The organism is Mesorhizobium sp. ISC15, assembly GCF_037162615.1.
GTDB classification, from domain to species: Bacteria; Pseudomonadota; Alphaproteobacteria; order Rhizobiales; family Rhizobiaceae; genus Mesorhizobium; species Mesorhizobium mediterraneum.
Genome location: NZ_JAVSPX010000001.1, coordinates 4,666,307 through 4,681,746, shown reverse-complemented (window position 1 = coordinate 4,681,746; position 15,440 = coordinate 4,666,307). Strand labels below are relative to the sequence as shown.

At 60.9% G+C, this 15,440-nt stretch carries 12 protein-coding genes and 1 tRNA gene; 8 read left to right on the top strand and 5 right to left on the bottom strand.

Annotated elements, in window-relative coordinates; translation table 11 throughout:
• Window positions 1–59: 59 nt before the first annotated feature.
• Both RPG13_RS22515 and RPG13_RS22510 read left to right on the top strand, forming a co-directional pair.
• On the top strand, window positions 60–719 hold the full coding sequence (locus RPG13_RS22515) for a DUF2161 domain-containing phosphodiesterase (RefSeq protein WP_095485424.1): 660 nt from the start codon (window positions 60–62) through the stop codon (window positions 717–719).
• 540 nt (window positions 720–1,259) lie between these two features.
• Window positions 1,260–2,963 carry a calcium-binding protein gene (locus RPG13_RS22510; protein WP_337126028.1) on the top strand — a complete coding sequence of 568 codons (1,704 nt, stop codon included), beginning with the start codon at window positions 1,260–1,262 and terminating at the stop codon, window positions 2,961–2,963.
• A 165-nt stretch (window positions 2,964–3,128) separates the two neighbouring features.
• Here RPG13_RS22510 and RPG13_RS22505 read toward each other — a convergent pair whose 3' ends face one another.
• Window positions 3,129–3,353, bottom strand: coding sequence for a hypothetical protein (locus RPG13_RS22505; protein WP_127294851.1), 225 nt, complete (start codon window positions 3,351–3,353; stop codon window positions 3,129–3,131).
• A 310-nt stretch (window positions 3,354–3,663) separates the two neighbouring features.
• On the opposite strand from RPG13_RS22505, the gene RPG13_RS22500 reads away from it, so the two are divergent.
• On the top strand, window positions 3,664–4,542 hold the full coding sequence (locus tag RPG13_RS22500) for an ATP-dependent DNA ligase (protein ID WP_095485422.1): 879 nt from the start codon (window positions 3,664–3,666) through the stop codon (window positions 4,540–4,542).
• 1,254 nt (window positions 4,543–5,796) lie between these two features.
• Window positions 5,797–6,147, top strand: a complete 351-nt coding sequence (locus RPG13_RS22495) for a hypothetical protein (RefSeq protein ID WP_095485420.1) — start codon at window positions 5,797–5,799, stop codon at window positions 6,145–6,147.
• An 852-nt stretch (window positions 6,148–6,999) separates the two neighbouring features.
• Here the strand turns inward: RPG13_RS22495 and RPG13_RS22490 are convergent.
• From RPG13_RS22490 to phaC, 4 genes are all read right to left on the bottom strand, one after another.
• Window positions 7,000–7,404 (bottom strand): hypothetical protein, encoded by a 405-nt coding sequence (locus tag RPG13_RS22490; RefSeq protein ID WP_127294847.1) that lies wholly within the window; start codon window positions 7,402–7,404, stop codon window positions 7,000–7,002.
• A 182-nt stretch (window positions 7,405–7,586) separates the two neighbouring features.
• Window positions 7,587–7,661, bottom strand: a tRNA-Glu gene (locus tag RPG13_RS22485).
• A 187-nt stretch (window positions 7,662–7,848) separates the two neighbouring features.
• Window positions 7,849–8,985: a YcbK family protein gene (locus tag RPG13_RS22480; RefSeq protein WP_292223670.1), complete on the bottom strand. Its 1,137-nt coding sequence runs from the start codon at window positions 8,983–8,985 to the stop codon at window positions 7,849–7,851.
• 338 nt (window positions 8,986–9,323) lie between these two features.
• Complete coding sequence (gene phaC / locus RPG13_RS22475; protein WP_127204891.1) at window positions 9,324–11,159, bottom strand: class I poly(R)-hydroxyalkanoic acid synthase; 1,836 nt, start codon at window positions 11,157–11,159, stop codon at window positions 9,324–9,326.
• A 98-nt stretch (window positions 11,160–11,257) separates the two neighbouring features.
• Here phaC and RPG13_RS22470 point away from each other — a divergent pair, with 98 nt between their 5' ends.
• The 4 genes from RPG13_RS22470 (at window position 11,258) to glpX (ending at window position 15,410) form a co-directional block, all read left to right on the top strand.
• Window positions 11,258–11,650: a hypothetical protein gene (locus RPG13_RS22470; protein WP_126106355.1), complete on the top strand. Its 393-nt coding sequence runs from the start codon at window positions 11,258–11,260 to the stop codon at window positions 11,648–11,650.
• Between the two features lie 56 nt (window positions 11,651–11,706).
• Complete coding sequence (locus tag RPG13_RS22465) at window positions 11,707–12,924, top strand: LL-diaminopimelate aminotransferase (protein ID WP_095485414.1); 1,218 nt, start codon at window positions 11,707–11,709, stop codon at window positions 12,922–12,924.
• 47 nt (window positions 12,925–12,971) lie between these two features.
• Window positions 12,972–14,285, top strand: coding sequence for a homoserine dehydrogenase (locus RPG13_RS22460; RefSeq protein ID WP_095485413.1), 1,314 nt, complete (start codon window positions 12,972–12,974; stop codon window positions 14,283–14,285).
• A 141-nt stretch (window positions 14,286–14,426) separates the two neighbouring features.
• Window positions 14,427–15,410 carry a class II fructose-bisphosphatase gene (gene glpX / locus RPG13_RS22455; RefSeq protein ID WP_292505586.1) on the top strand — a complete coding sequence of 328 codons (984 nt, stop codon included), beginning with the start codon at window positions 14,427–14,429 and terminating at the stop codon, window positions 15,408–15,410.
• Window positions 15,411–15,440: the final 30 nt, after the last annotated feature.

The window sequence follows — 15,440 nt, the reverse complement described above, 5'->3', positions numbered from 1 at the left end:
TTATTGGTATGACTAAGTGGCTCTGTGCCACCCGCTCACGAATCGGCTATGGCTCCGGCATGCAGGAAACGTCTCTTTACATGCCGGTGAAGCGGTTTCTTGAGAGCCTGGAATTCACCGTCAAAGGCGAAGTTGGCGGCTGCGATGTCGTGGGACTGCGCGACGGCGAACCGCCCGTGGTCGTCATCTGTGAATTGAAACTGCAATTCAACCTCGAACTCGTACTTCAAGGTGTCGATCGTGCTGCGTCGTGCGACGAGGTCTGGCTCGCGGCGAGGATGTCGGCCCGCGGCAAAGGCCGGGAGCACGATCGCCGGTTCCGCGCACTCTGCCGGCGGCTCGGTTTCGGCCTTCTGGGGGTTGGTTCCGCCGGCAACGTTGAATTGCTGCTCAGCCCGGCAGCCTTGCCGCCCCGGCGAGATCCGAGGCGAAGATCGCGCCTGGTGGACGAGCATCAGCGCCGGCGCGGCGACCCTGTCGTCGGCGGCGGCTCGCGAACGCCGATAATGACCGCTTACCGGCAGGATGCGCTGGCCTGCGCCGCTGCCATGGTGGACGGCCCGAAGCGCCCGCGCGACCTGAAAACCATTTCGCCGCGCGCCGCCAATATCCTGCTTCACAATGTCTATGGCTGGTTCGCCAGGGCCGAGCGCGGGGTGTATGCGCTTACGGACGTTGGCCGTGCTGCGTTACAGCGCTGGCCCCAACCGGCACCGTGACGAGGCGGCGCCGAGTCGTTTGAGCGGCTTGCCGCGGCAGGGGAGACAACGAACCTATCCCGAACTCAAACGCGGCAATGGGCACCGTCGCCAGCATGACATCGCAAACTGCGATCGCCCGGGGCAAGATTGTTCAAACAAATAGTCCAAACTGGCTATGAGGCGGCCAGCGTCGCCTCGTTGTGACTGCCCGCCAGAGCGCAAAAATCGAGCAGATGCGTCAGCAGGAGACAGTGATTGCAGCAGTCAGAAACAACAAATGTTGATATTTGCGTTACCAAGCGCGTCGAACGGATCGGTACGCCTAGGAACAAAAAAGGAATATTTTGATAGTTTATCAAGACTGTCTACGGATTGTTTCCACGAAATCGACATTGGCAGGAGCGCGCACTTTGTGCGGTGAAATCCGGGCTGCGACACTCGATGCAATACCAAAAATCTCAAAAATTCTATCAGAGGGGTGCGGGTATTTGATTTGGCGCTAATATACGCCGTCTAGTAGGCAGGCACCGCGGGGCGCTAAGAAAAAAAGGAATATAAATGGCACTTCATTTCGCAGCAGGTGGGTCCGCCACAGAAGTCGCAAGCGCCGGTTTCAATCTGGTTGACGTTCAATACATTGACCAGGTCAACGAGCTGCCGGATGGCACGAAGGCTATGGTCTGGCTCAACGAGGGCGAGGGCGTAACCCAGTCCTTTATCGACAAAGTCACCCCCTTCCTTGGCAATCCGAAGGTATTTGGGTTTTTTCTCGTCGACGAGCCGGATCCCACCGGCCAATACCACACACAGGTAGACGCTGAGGACTTGAAAGCCGAATCCGACTGGATCCACTCTCGTATGCCAGAAGCCAAGACCTTCATCACCGCGATGGACATGGGGTCTGCCGAAAACCCGGATTTTTCCAACACCTACAACTATGACAACACGCATATCGATCTGTTTGGAATAAGCGCTTATCCGGTGCGCACGGGCACAGACACGGTCGACTACGACATGATCGACAGAACCGTGGCTGCAGCGGTGGAGTCGGGCATCCCGACCAGCCAGATCGTTCCGATCCATCAGACCTTTGGCGGCGGCAATTGGACGACCAACACGGGCGGCAAATACGTCATGCCGACGGCGGATCAGCTGCAGACGATGATGGACCACTGGGACGAACTGGTTCCGTCGCCCGAATTCGACTTTGCCTATGCCTGGGGTTCGCAGGAAGGCGACGTCGCACTTGAGAGCTCCCCGGAACTGCAAGCCGTTTTCCGGGAACACAATCTCAGCACCGCTGGGACCGCCGCTTCCGACGTCACCACGACCGACGACAGCTCTACCGTGATTGCCCCTGCCGACGCCACCATCAGCGACGACAGCTCTACTGCGGCCGCGGCTTCCGACGCCACCACGAGCGACGACAGCTCTACTGTGGCCGCCGCTTCCGACATCCCCACGAGCGACGACAGCTCTACTGTGACTGTCCCTGCCGACGCCACCACTAGCGACGAGAGCTCTACAGCGGCCGCCGCTTCCGACATCACCACGAGCGACGAGAGCTCTACTGCGGCCGCCGCTTCCGACACCACCGCTAGCGACGACAGCTCTACTGTGACTGTCCCTGCCGACGCCACCATCCGCGACAGCTCTACTGCGGCCGCCGCTTCCGACACCACCGCTAGCGACGACAGCTCTACTGTGACCGCCGCTTCCGACACCACCACGAGCGACAGCAGCTCCACTGCGGCTGTCCCTTCGGACGTCACCACCGGCGATGACGGCAGCGACACCTCCCATGTCGCCGGCGACAAGGCAGGCAGCAGTGTCGACCGGGTGTTGGCCGCCCTTTCTAGCGGCTCGGAGTCTCTCGCCGGTCCACACGATAAAACGGCCGGCAACGGGTTCGCCCACACCGTCCAGGGCGATGAAAATGTCGGCGCCAACGCCAGCAAGGGCGGCGCCGCCGAGATCATGTCCGGCCGCGGGGGCAATGACGCCTTCGACTTCAGCTGGCTCCAGGAAAAGCTCCAGGACAAGCTGCAGGACAAGCCTCACTTCGACCAGGCCTTCCTTGACGGGCTCAAGTCGGGAGGGCTTTCCGACGCTTCGTCTGCCGGTACGGCTGCGCATGATCGGTCCGACCATGTCAGCTACGACAGTTCAACCGGGTCGCTCTCTTTGGACAGCGACGGGAAGGGAGACGCAGCTCAAACGCAGCTCGCCAGCCATTTCCCATGGCAGCATCATTCGCTGTGACCTGACGGAGCTACGCACAGGAAACTAGATCAGGCCCGGCCTTTGTTCACCTCGAAGAACATTGGCCGGGCCGCTCTCGTGCCGGCCATCGAGCAACTCCCGGACATCCTGCGGCGAAATACAGGTTATGCTGGCGTCGCGGGCAAGTTCTCTGCAACTCATGAGTCATGGTGTCTTCTCGATCATGTGCGCATTCATCGGGTTAGTCTCTCGACCCGTCTCAATGACGGCTTTGGCAAGCGCTTCGCCCTCGTGGATCGGCTCGGGATGATAGAACAGCAGGACAGCCTCCTCGCTAGGTAACACGCCAGCGGGGCAGGTCTGTTCAATCGCCATACGGACCAGTTTGAGGGCGGCCCGGGCATTGCAGATGTTATCTTGGCCGTTCATGCTTCCTCGCAGAGATGGACTGTCTCAGCGTCAACCGTGAAGGCGAGGCCCTGTTCCATCAAAGTCTAACGACTGGGAAAGCGCATTGGAAAGCACGTGCGGTAACAGTTGATTCAACCGTTGCTGGTATTTAGAGGAGTGTGGAAGCGGCTCCGACAGTGAGGCGGGGTGCTGAATTGCCGGAGCCGCCTGCGCAATCCGGTTGGGTTTGACCGCGCCGTCCTATTCTGGGACAGCGCGGTCAACGATTCGTTAAAATGGGAACTAATTAAGCGCATGCTAATTGAATCGCAGTTTTGCGAGTCAATGCATGCGTTTGATGTTTGTGCCGCCACTAATGCCGACTTTGGTGGAGAAGCCTCCCGAAAGCGGCGTGTGGCTACATGAGCTCAAGTTCGACGGCTACCGGTCGCAAATGATCGTTGACGAAAGCGGAACGCGCATTTTCACCCGCCGTGGCTTGGACTGGACGGCGAAATACCGCGACCTGGCCGCCGCATCGAAGTCGCTCGATGCGGACAGCGCCATCATCGACGGTGAGATCATCGGGCTCAATGATGCCGGCCTGTCGGATTTCGCAGCTTTGCGCAAGGCCATCACGCGGCGCCAGCACGATCTTTATTTTGTTGCCTTTGATCTGCTGCACCTCAACGGGCACGACCTGCGCGACATGGCGCTGCAGGAGCGCCGCGACATCCTTGCCGGCATCATCCCGCCAAACATCCACATCCAGTTCAGCCAGGCGCTTCCGGGCGACGCCAATGCGATCTATCGCCTGATCGACCAGGCCGGCCTTGAGGGAATGGTGTCCAAGCGTCGAGACAGCAAGTATCGCAGCGGCCCTTCGACCAACTGGCTGATGACAAAATGCTACACCGTCGGGGAATTCGAGCTGCTCGGCGTCGAGCGTGAGGCTGGAAAGCCGGCATTCGCCCTGATGGCCGAGCCAGGCACCCGGAAATATGTCGGCAGCGCCTCTGTCAGCGTCAATCGCGAGATGCGGGAGCGGCTGTGGCAGCGCGTCCAGGAACATGCCGGGCCACCGCCCAAAGATATGCCAAAGCGGCCGTCAACACAGTGGGTTAAGCCGGGGATCAAAGCCCGGGTGAAGCACTTGCGCGGCGAGGAAGACCTAAGGCACGCTTCGCTGCAGGATTTCTGGGACGATGACAAATGCCGGAATTCATGATCCTGCTTAGCACAAAATTCAAGCCATCTCTAATATGGGTCGTGGGTAAGTTTGAAATCCAAAAGCCGCGAGTAGATCTCATCCGGCGGGATTGAACTTGTCCCTCGGGGTGCGAAGAAGCACGTCCATCTGAATCTGCGATAGGCCTCGAACTCCAAACGGGGAATGATCGTTCGATAGAACGTCATTAGTCGTTCGCATATATGGTATCGATCATCAGGCGAGGTCTGGACACGCTCTCTGGGGATAAACAACTCCGCTTCCTGGGTTTCATTCAAGTAAGCGGGGCGCGGCAGCCTGACGAAATAGCCGTCTTTAGTCATCCTGACGTCGTTGGAATCGATCGGGTGGCAATCCTTGTTTCCGCAGCAGTCATAGTAAAGAACGGGATCAGTCTTGCCCGTATACCAATCATGGGCATCTGCATCGCCGGGCAACACAAGCCACGCCAATGCAATGTGTCCTAGCTGTCTCATGGAACTAGCCCCTCACCATTTTGCGTATAGCATATTAGTGAGAGCTTCGACATCCAGGCGCTGATTGACAGGCTCGGCCGTGACCAGGGCTCGATGCATGACGACCTAGCCGGGCTCTTTGTCTGGTCAAATTGCAAGGCTGCCGGCCGTGACCGCCGGCAGGTGTTCTTCACATGCATTCCTGATTACGAAGGCCAGCAGCGGGCGCGCAATCGCGATTGGAAGCCAACTTTCGAACGAGGGGGCTGAAAGTGGCCGGCGCCACTGTGGGGGGCGTTGGGGTAGATTGCCTGTAGGGCGCCGGCCGGGCGGATTGGGGTCCGCCGTTGGAAAGTACCGACCTTGGCGACTCATGTAACTTCCGTGATCGCGGAAGACCTACGCGCTGCCGTCTGTTTCGCTTTCTCGGCTGCATTGTCGTCGCGATGTGGGCGGGCGGCAATCCTCATGCAATGAGATGGTATACCCCCCAACGCCGGCCGGATTGCGGCGGGCGTTTTGCGACCGAAGGGAGCGAGGACGAGAAGTTGCTTATAGGCGGGATGGCGACTTCATACAGAATGATGAACAGAGATAAATCCTGCTTCCGCATCCTTGGCCGTGTGTTCGGTGAACCGCGGCGCCATCCGCGGTATGCGACATGGGACGATCCCCAGATAATTTGATCTATCGCAAATTTGCAGAAGATTTAGCCCGCTGCCTCACGGTGGCGGGTTTTTTTCGATGAGGAACCTTACGCCGCGGCGTCCGTTGAGCCCCACCAAAAGGGGAGATCACAATGGCCGACGACCCAAACGAAGCCGCAACACCGACGGAGACGCAGCGCGAAGCTCAGGAAGCCTTGGAGAAGCAAGTTGCGCAGCTGAAGCGCGAGATCAACAAGATCAATCGGACGCTCGCGGAGCGCGCTGAAGAGGTGGTCGAGGAAGCCACTGGTTGGTATGAGGGCGCGGCCGATAGCGTGTCTCGGACAACGCAAGCACTTCGCAATAGGGCGTCTACTGCTTCCGGTGTCGTTCAAGAAAATCCTGGCACGGTATCGTCAGCCTTCATGCTGGGCGCGGCTGTAGGCTTGCTGTTGGGCCTTGTTCTTGTGGCTGGCGGCCAGCGCCGGGACCGCTGGATCTAATCACGCTCAAATGAGGGCCACAGCCCGCTGCCTCCGGTGGTGGCGGGCTTTTTTTGCTGGGGCGGTCAGTTCGTCGCGATTAACGTTCTCTGCGATTTCCAAAACTGAGTGTCGCTCGCGTCTTTAGTAGCCGCCACCGCCAGTACCGCCGGCACTGCCACTATTGCTCCCGCTCGATGTAGACGCGGTTGGCGGTGCGGGTGGAGCCGCGCCGCGTGGTGCTGTCATGCAGGCAGTCAAAAGTAATACCGAAAACAGGACGAAAAGGCGCATATCGATAACCTCCTTTGGTAGGGTGTTCTCTATCGACAACGTCTCAGGTCCACCATTATTCCGCGAAGTCTGATCGGAATGCCCGCTGCCTCAGGTGGCGGGCTTTTCAAATATGTGCCAGGCAGGAAATTCTTTCCAATCTCTACGGAAAACCCATTGCCATGGGTCCAGCAGCATTCGAGTTCCGAGAGGCCGGGCCGAAGAAGCCTTACTGAACGAGGTAATTTTTGACTATGGTCATCAAGCAGACCAGTGAAACAATTCCAGCGATCGCTGCTTGAGCGCGCCCAACCTGGATGATCATCTCCTCCGTCCAGCCGGCCTCTTTGAAACCCCTGAAATGGTCCTCGAATTTGGCCCGACCGTAGCGGGTAAAAAAAGACCCTGATGAGCAGGAATATCGTGCAAACCACGCTTGAGTCAGAAGGCTCGTCATAATTCCGGAGGACAAAGGTACACACCACGCCGGCCGAAAAGCAGGCTATCGAAAAGAAAAAACCGATATCCTGTGGCCATCTTCTGTTGGCGGGTCGGGTTGTCATCGGCGCGCTTGCGCTTCCTCACGGTCGCGGGCTTTTTTCACGGCGAGGCGGCCGGAATCGGCGGATGTTCCGATATAAACGAAGATTGGGCCACCATGTAGGCCGCACCTCCTGCGAAGCAAAGAATAGAGGCAAAGACCAAGATTAGGCCAACGGCCATCCACCGATTTGATACCTCTAGGTAAGCTCGCTCCATGCCTTGGTCTCTCTCGCTTTTGTCCACAAATCTCGAAGACAGAAAGGCGGTCGGCCAGGCGAGGGCTGCCAGGACCACGCCGACGGTCCAAGCCATGACTGACCAGACAACGGAACTCAGCAGGTCAAGCTTATAGAGCTCGGCCACTTGGCTTAGAACGGCGACCGACGCGCCGGCATTGATCAACATCGCTGCGCCGATAGCGCTCTTCGCATACTCCTGCGAAATCTCCCGGTAGTCGGCCATTCGAGTGCCCCTCCCATGTCGCGGCCATGTCGCGCGGACCTGCCGATAGTGGCAGGGAACCCTTGGAAAGCAACAAGGCGGATTCCGGCTCACGCCGAATCTGTTCGCTGAAATTCGCGGGGGTTTATTCGGTGGATATTCGATGAAATCGGGCCGAAGAGGCTTAAAGTGCTTGATTTGTCTGGTACGCCCAAGGGGAATCGAACCCCTGTTACCGCCGTGAAAGGGCGGTGTCCTGACCGCTAGACGATGGGCGCGCTCAGATGTGAGCGCTTATAGTTGCGTTGCACCAAACCGGCAACCCGTCTGCCGCCGCCTGCGACAACTTTTTTCAGTGGCCGCAAAACCACGCCTTTTCGGCGATTTAGCCGGCTCTACGCGCCATCCCATGCCGTCCTCGGACGGCACACTGCGGATGTTACACAAACGGGAGGGAGAACCAGCTTACCGCCGGCGGCGGCAGCGCCAGTTCCAGTCGCGCTCGGGGCCGACGTCGATGTGAACGGATTCGGTATGGCAGTAGGTGCCGACGCCGCCGCGCCCGGGCATGTTGCGGATATAGCTAGCCAGTTGCGCTTTCGAGACGCCTGGAACCTGGATGTCGGCGGCGGCGCAATACATGTGCAGCGAATTCTTGGCGCCGTTGGCGCGGCGGTTGCGGGCCGGGTCGCGGTAGCCGGAGGTGACGATCATCTTCTTGCCGTAGTGACCCTCGATCGTCTTCAGCACGCGGACCAGCGAAGGCTTCAGGCAAGCAACATCGACATTCTCGGTCTGCTTCAAAAGGCCGTTGGGTGCCAACCGGGCAAGGCCGGCGGCGGATGCCACCTGATAGGCGCCGCCTTCATCCTCGTTCAAATCGACGTCGCTCTCGTCGTCGAGGCCGGATTTGCGCTTGATCTCGAAGAGTGCGGTCTTGCGTACGCCAGGCAGCGCGTCGTCGGTGAAATGGCTGGTATCGCCGATCGAAGCCAGTTGCGCCGGCTTTACAGCCGCTTTGGCCGAGGCCAAAGTGATGGTCGGTTTTGCCGCTTCCGCCTTGGGCTGAGCGGTCGCCGGTTGCTCGCCCGACCTGTTGTTGGCCTGCGGAGCAGGTGCCGCCGAGGCGGGCGTGGCGCTGAACAAAGAGGCGAGGAACCCCTTCTTCTTCGGCGCATAGGCCTGCGGCTGCGGCTGCGGCTCTCCAGCGGTCACATAGACCGGATTGTTCATCGCCGGCGCGGAGGCCTCGGCCTTGGACTTCGGCGCGGCCGTGCCGGCATCGGCTGTTTGTGTCTTCTGCGTAGCAGCGTCGACCTGCTCAACCGTCTGCGCGGACTGTTCCTGTGGCTGCGGCGTCTGGCCCGCAGTCGCTTCGGCACCCGCAGGAGCCGTGACTGGGAAGCCGGCATCGGACTTGGCGCCCTCCTGGGTGCCCGGCTTCGCCATCGGCACATAAGCGACCTGCTCGGGAAGGCTTGCATCGCCCTCGGCGGTCATCGTCATCTGTGAAGTCGTGATCTGCGACGACGAATCGGCGGCGACCTGTTGCGTGCCGGAGGCGGTGCTGATGTCCGTAGCCGAGGCGTTGTACCCCGGCATGCCGACCGACAGGGACGGGTCGCCGGCCGAGGTGCAGGACGCCAGGAGCACGGAGAAAAGCGCGGCGGCAATGGCGCGGCGTTCTCCCTTCGCGAGGCGCGATCCTGCTGATTTCAAAACAAAATTCCCCCTCGATGTCCGGCCGGTACGGCATTGGCGCGGCGTCGCAACGTCTCGCCGAAATAATTCCTTGTCCCCGAACGGAAACGAGACCTGTGTCAAATCCGCAAGCCCCAGAGTATTTCGACGGCTAGAGAGGAATCGGGGCTAGTTAAGGGTTGACGACACCATTTCGTCCTCTTTTACCGGCGCGTCAACTCACCACACATTACAGAAGGTTACACACGCACCTTGACATAGGTGCCTGGCGCGTCGCCCAGGGTTTTCATGCGCTTGCCGGGTTTGCGGGCCGGCACGCGGGTGTTGTCCCTGGCCTCGATCCAGCGTTGCCAGTGCGGCCACCAGGAGCCGGGATGGTCGGTGGCGTTGGCGACCCACTGGTCGAAGTCGCCCGCCGGCTTGCCGCCGGTCCAGTAGTGATACTTCTGCGCCGCCGGCGGATTGACGACGCCGGCGATGTGGCCAGAGCCGGCCATGACGTAGTCGACCTCTCCGCCGAAATATTTCGAGCCGAGGAAAACCGAAAGCGCCGGCGCGATGTGATCTTCCTTCGAGGCGAGGTTGTAGACCGGGATGGTGACGTCCTTCAGCGACACAACGCGGCCCGCCAGCTCCATCATGCCTTGCGAAAGTCTGTTCTCGAGATAGCAATTGCGCAGGTAGAAGGAATGGTTGGCCGCGCCCATGCGGGTCGAATCGGCGTTCCAGTAGAGCAGGTCGAAGGGCAGCGGATCCTTGCCGCGCATGTAGTTGTTGACGACATAGGGCCAGATCAGGTCGCCTGAGCGCAGCATGTTGAAGGCGGTCGCCATCTTGGTGCCGTCGAGATAGCCTTTCTCGTTCATCGCCTTTTCGACGGCCGCGACCTGCTCCTCGTCGACGAACACTTTCAGGTCGCCGGCATAGGTGAAATCGACCTGGGTGGTGAAGAAGGTGGCGGATTTGATGCGGTGGTCGCCTTCCTGCGCCATCAGCGCCAGGGCCGCCGCCATAAGCGTGCCGCCGACGCAATAGCCGACGGCGTTGACGTCCTTCTCACCGGTGGCCTTCTCGATCGTGTCCAGACCGTATTGCAGGCCTTCTCGGATATAGGCCTCCCAGCTCTTGGTGCCGTGCCGCTCGTCAGGATTGATCCAGGAGATGACGAAAACGGTGTGGCCTTGCTCGACCGCCCAGCGGATGAAGGATTTTTGCGGGTTGAGATCGAGAATGTAGAATTTGTTGATCCATGGCGGGCAGATCAGCAGCGGCCGCTTGAGCACGGTCTCGGTCGCCGGATCGTATTGCAGGATCTCGGCGACATCGCTGCGACCCACCACCTTGCCGGGTGTCGTGGCCAGGTTCTTGCCGATCTCGAAGGGCGAATAATCGGCCTGCCTCAGTTTCAGGTCGCCCTTGCCGGCTGCAATGTCCTCGGCCAGCATCCTCATGCCGCGCACTAGGTTTTCGCCATTCGAGGCGATTGTCTCGCGAAACAGTTCCGGGTTGGTCAGGATGAAATTCGACGGCGAGATGGCGTTGGCCACCTGCTTGACGTAGAAGCTGGCCTTGTGGCGGGTGTGCTCGTCCAGGCCATCGGCGTGCTCGACCAGCTCGGACGCCCAGCGCGAGGTGACGAGATAAGCCTGCTTGAGAAAATCGAAGAAAGCGTTGCGGCCCCATTCGGGGTCCTGGAAACGCTTGTCGCCGCGCTCGGGCTTGACCGCGTCGTCGGCATCTTCGCTGCCGGCGCTGATGCGCTGGATGGAGTTGGCCCAGACGGTCATATAGCCGGAGAACAGCCGCGTCTGCGCCTCCAGCGCGCGCTGCGGGTCGGAAAGCCAGTATTCGCTGAGCTTGGAGAAGGTTTTCACCATGTCGACGAACGGCTCGGCGACATGGTCGCGCACCTCGCCTTTTTCCCGCGGCTCGGCCCATGCGGAAGCCGCCTTGCCGGCCTGCTCGATCATGCGCGCCATGTTCAAGGCGAAGCGTTCCGGGTCCTTCACCAGATATTGCTCGACGGTCGAAGGCCGGTCATCTTCCGCTTTGCCCGAATCGGGTGTTTTGGACATGGTTGGCGGGGTTCCTCCCGAAGCGTTTTCTTGACATATTATCATGGGACATCCGACAGGGTCCAATGCGCTCTACCTCGGCTGCCTAAGGAAACAATATGACGATTAATATTGGCGAAACCGGTTTTTCTGGCACTGGTCGTTTTTGCCGCATGGGCGCGGCGGTCGTTTTGCTGGCGATCGCCGGCTGTTCGAGCACCAACATCGAAGGCGCCACGCCGGTCTCGGCTACCGACGGGCCGAAGGATACCGGCACCTATCCGAACCTGAATATTCCGCCGAAGGTGGCGGCGGAGCAGTTCACCGACGCGGAAAAGAACGCCAAGCTCGCCCAGTTGAAGGCCGACGAGCAGACCCAAGGCTCGAAAGGCGGCGCTGTCAGGGTGACGAACCCGGCGACGCTGAACGCGCTGGCAAAGCAGCACGGCGCCGATGCACTGAAGCAGATCGAAGCCAAATGCGATCCCGCCCTCGACCCTACCTGCAAATAGGGTTATATCGCGCGACCGAAAACCACCTCTGGAATTGACCCACCTCTGGAATTGATATGGAAGAATTTCACAAGGTCCGCCGGCTTCCGCCCTATGTCTTCGAGCAGGTCAACCGGCTGAAGGCCAGTGCCCGCTCGCGCGGCGCCGACATCATCGACCTTGGCATGGGCAATCCGGACCTGCCGACGCCCAAGGCCATCGTCGACAAATTGTGCGAGGTCGTGCGCGATCCGCGCACGCATCGTTATTCGTCGTCGCGCGGCATTCCCGGCCTGCGCCGCGCCCAGGCCAGTTACTATGCCCGCCGTTTCGGCGTGAAACTCGACCCGGACACGCAAGTGGTGGCGACGCTGGGCTCGAAGGAAGGTTTTGCCAATATGGCGCAGGCGATCACCGCGCCCGGCGACGTGATCCTGTGCCCTAATCCGACCTATCCGATCCACGCTTTCGGTTTCATCATGTCGGGCGGCGTCATCCGCTCGTTGCAAGTGGAGCCGGACGATGGCTTCATTCCGGCGCTGGAGCGCGGCATCCGCCATTCGATCCCGAAGCCGCTGGCGTTGATCCTCAATTACCCGTCGAACCCGACGGCGCAGGTCGCCTCGCTCGATTTCTACAAGGACGTGGTGGCCTTCGCCAAGAAGAACGACATCATCATCCTGTCGGACCTTGCCTATTCGGAAATCTATTTCGACGGCAATCCGCCGCCCTCGGTGCTGCAGGTGCCGGGTGCGATCGACGTGGCGGTCGAGTTCACCTCGATGTCGAAGACCTTTTCCATGCCGGGCTGGCGCATGGGTTTTGCCGTGGGCAACGAGCGGCTGATCTCGGCGCTGACCAGGGTCAAGTCCTACCTCGACTATGGCGCCTTCACGCCGATCCAGGTGGCGGCCGCGCACGCGCTCAACGGCGACGGCGCCGATATCGCCGAAGTGCGTGATATCTACCACAAGCGCCGCGACGTCATGGTCGACGCCTTCAGCCGCGCCGGCTGGACTGTTCCCGCGCCGGCGGCGTCGATGTTTGCCTGGGCGCCGATACCGGAGCCGTTCAAGCATCTCGGCTCGCTCGAGTTCTCCAAGCTTCTGATCGAGCACGCCGACGTGGCGGTGGCGCCTGGCGTCGGCTTCGGCGAGCACGGCGACGACCATGTGCGCATCGCGCTGGTCGAGAACGAGCACCGGATCCGGCAGGCGGCGCGCAACATCAAGCGTTTCCTGGCGTCCAGCGCCAAGCAGCCCAACAATGTGGTGCCGCTCGCCGCGCATCGTTGAGTTGCCCGATATCACATCGACCAAATCCTTGAGGGGCGTCGCCGGACATGGCTGAAGCGTTGCGTGTTGGAATTGCCGGTCTCGGCACCGTCGGCGCGTCGGTGGCGCGTGTGCTGCGCGACAAGGCGGCGGAACTGACGCGGCAATGCGGCCGCGAGGTCGTTGTGGCAGCCGTTTCGGCCCGCGATCGCAAACGCGACCGCGGCGTCGATCTTGGCGCGGCCAAGTGGTTCGACGATCCGGTAGGAATGGCGCAGACCGCCGACATCGATGTCTTCGTCGAGCTGATCGGCGGCGACGAGGGGCCGTCGCGCTCTTCCGTGAAAGCGGCGCTTGAAGCCGGCCGCCACGTCGTCACCGCCAATAAGGCGCTGCTCGCCAAGCATGGCGTGGCGCTGGCCGAGATCGCTGAGAAGAAGGGCGTGCTGCTCAATTACGAGGCGGCGGTGGCGGGCGGCATTCCAGTCATCAAGACGATGCGCGAGGCGATGGCCGGCAATTCGGTAACCCGTGTCTTCGGCATCCTCAACGGCACCTGCAACTATATCCTGACCCGCATGGAAGCCGAGGGCCTGTCGTTCGACGCCTGCCTGAAGGACGCGCAGCGGCTGGGCTATGCCGAGGCCGACCCGACCTTCGACATCGAGGGCCACGACACCGCGCACAAGCTGTCGATCCTGACCAGCCTTGCCTTCGGCACGAGGATTGCCGCCAACGACATCTACATGGAAGGCATTTCCAACATCAGCCAGGCCGACATCCGCGCGGCAGGCGATCTCGGCTACCGGATAAAACTGCTCGGCGTCGCCCAGCGCACGGAAAGCGGTATCGAACAGCGCGTGCACCCGACCATGGTGCCGACAGCCTCGGTCATCGCGCAGGTGCACGGCGTCACCAATGCGGTGGCCATCGAAACCGACATCCTTGGCGAGCTTTTGCTCTCCGGTCCCGGTGCCGGCGGCAACGCCACCGCATCGGCAGTGGTTGGCGACATCGCCGACATCGCCAAGAGCCGGCCCGGTTTCCAGCACGGTCCGGTTTTCGGCCTGCCCGCGAAGGAATTGAGACCTTACAAGAAGGCGCAGATGCGCAGCCACGCAGGCGGCTATTTCATCCGGCTGACGGTGCATGACCGCATCGGCGTCTTTGCCGCCATCGCCAAGCGGATGGCCGACAACGACATTTCGCTGGAATCGATCGTGCAGCACGCCGCTGGACCGGATACCGCCTTGCAGAAGACGGTCATCCTCGTCACCCACGAGACGACAGAAGCTGCGGTGCGCAAGGCCGTCGAAGGCATAACCAAGGACGACCATCTGACCGACAAGCCTCAAGTCATTCGCATCGAGCGGGCAGAGTAGAGATTTACGCTTTCCTTTCAATCGATTGATATCGTTGTGTTTTCAAAAAAGACCCGCTCAGGTCTTGCTGTTGTCATGGAGCTTTGACACAACCAGCGCGCCTCTGGCGGGAGGCAATGTACCAACGAGGATTGTCCACCGATGAATGTTGCCCAGAACATCGTCGCCGGCCTTGACCGGATACTCACCATGGAACTGGTGCGTGTCACCGAACGCGCCGCGGTTGCGGCGGCCAGGCTGCGCGGACGCGGCGACGAAAAGGCCGCCGACCAGGCCGCAGTCGACGCGATGCGCGAGGAACTCAACCGTCTCGCCATCAACGGCACGGTGGTGATCGGCGAGGGCGAGCGCGACGAGGCCCCGATGCTCTACATCGGCGAAGAGGTCGGCTCCGGCAAAGGCCCGGCGGTCGATATCGCCCTCGATCCGCTCGAAGGCACGACGATCTGCGCCAAGAACCTGCCCAATGCGCTGGCCGTCATTGCCATTGCGGAAAAGGGCAGCCTCCTGTTCGCGCCCGACGTCTATATGGACAAGATCGCCGTTGGCCCGGGATATGCGGACGGTGTCATCGACATCGATGCCTCGCCGGCCGAAAACATCGCGAGCCTGGCCAGGGCCAAGGGCGTGGCGGTGTCGGAGATCACCGCCTGCATCCTCGACCGGCCGCGCCATGGCGCGCTGATCGAAGCGGTGCGCGCCACGGGCGCTGCGATCCGGCTGATCGGCGATGGTGACGTCGCCGGCGTCATCCATACCACCGATCCGGATGAAACCGGCATCGACATCTATCTCGGCACCGGCGGCGCGCCGGAGGGCGTTCTGGCAGCGGCAGCGTTGCGCTGCACCGGCGGCCAGATTCTGGGAAGGCTGATCCTCGACACGCCGCAAAAGGTGGAGCGCGCAGCCAAGATGGGCATTTCCGACCCGAAGCGGGTTTATCGCACACAAGACATGGCGCGCGGCGATGTGCTGTTCGCCGCAACCGGCGTGACCGACGGCAACATGCTGGCCGGCGTCAAGTTCGGCCGCAATTCCATCACCACGCATACGATCGTGCTGCGCTCGTCGTCACGAACCGTGCGCGAGATCAAAGCAAGGCACCAGGATCTGGAAAAGTTTTGATTCCCGACTCGGCTAGCCGTCGCATATTGT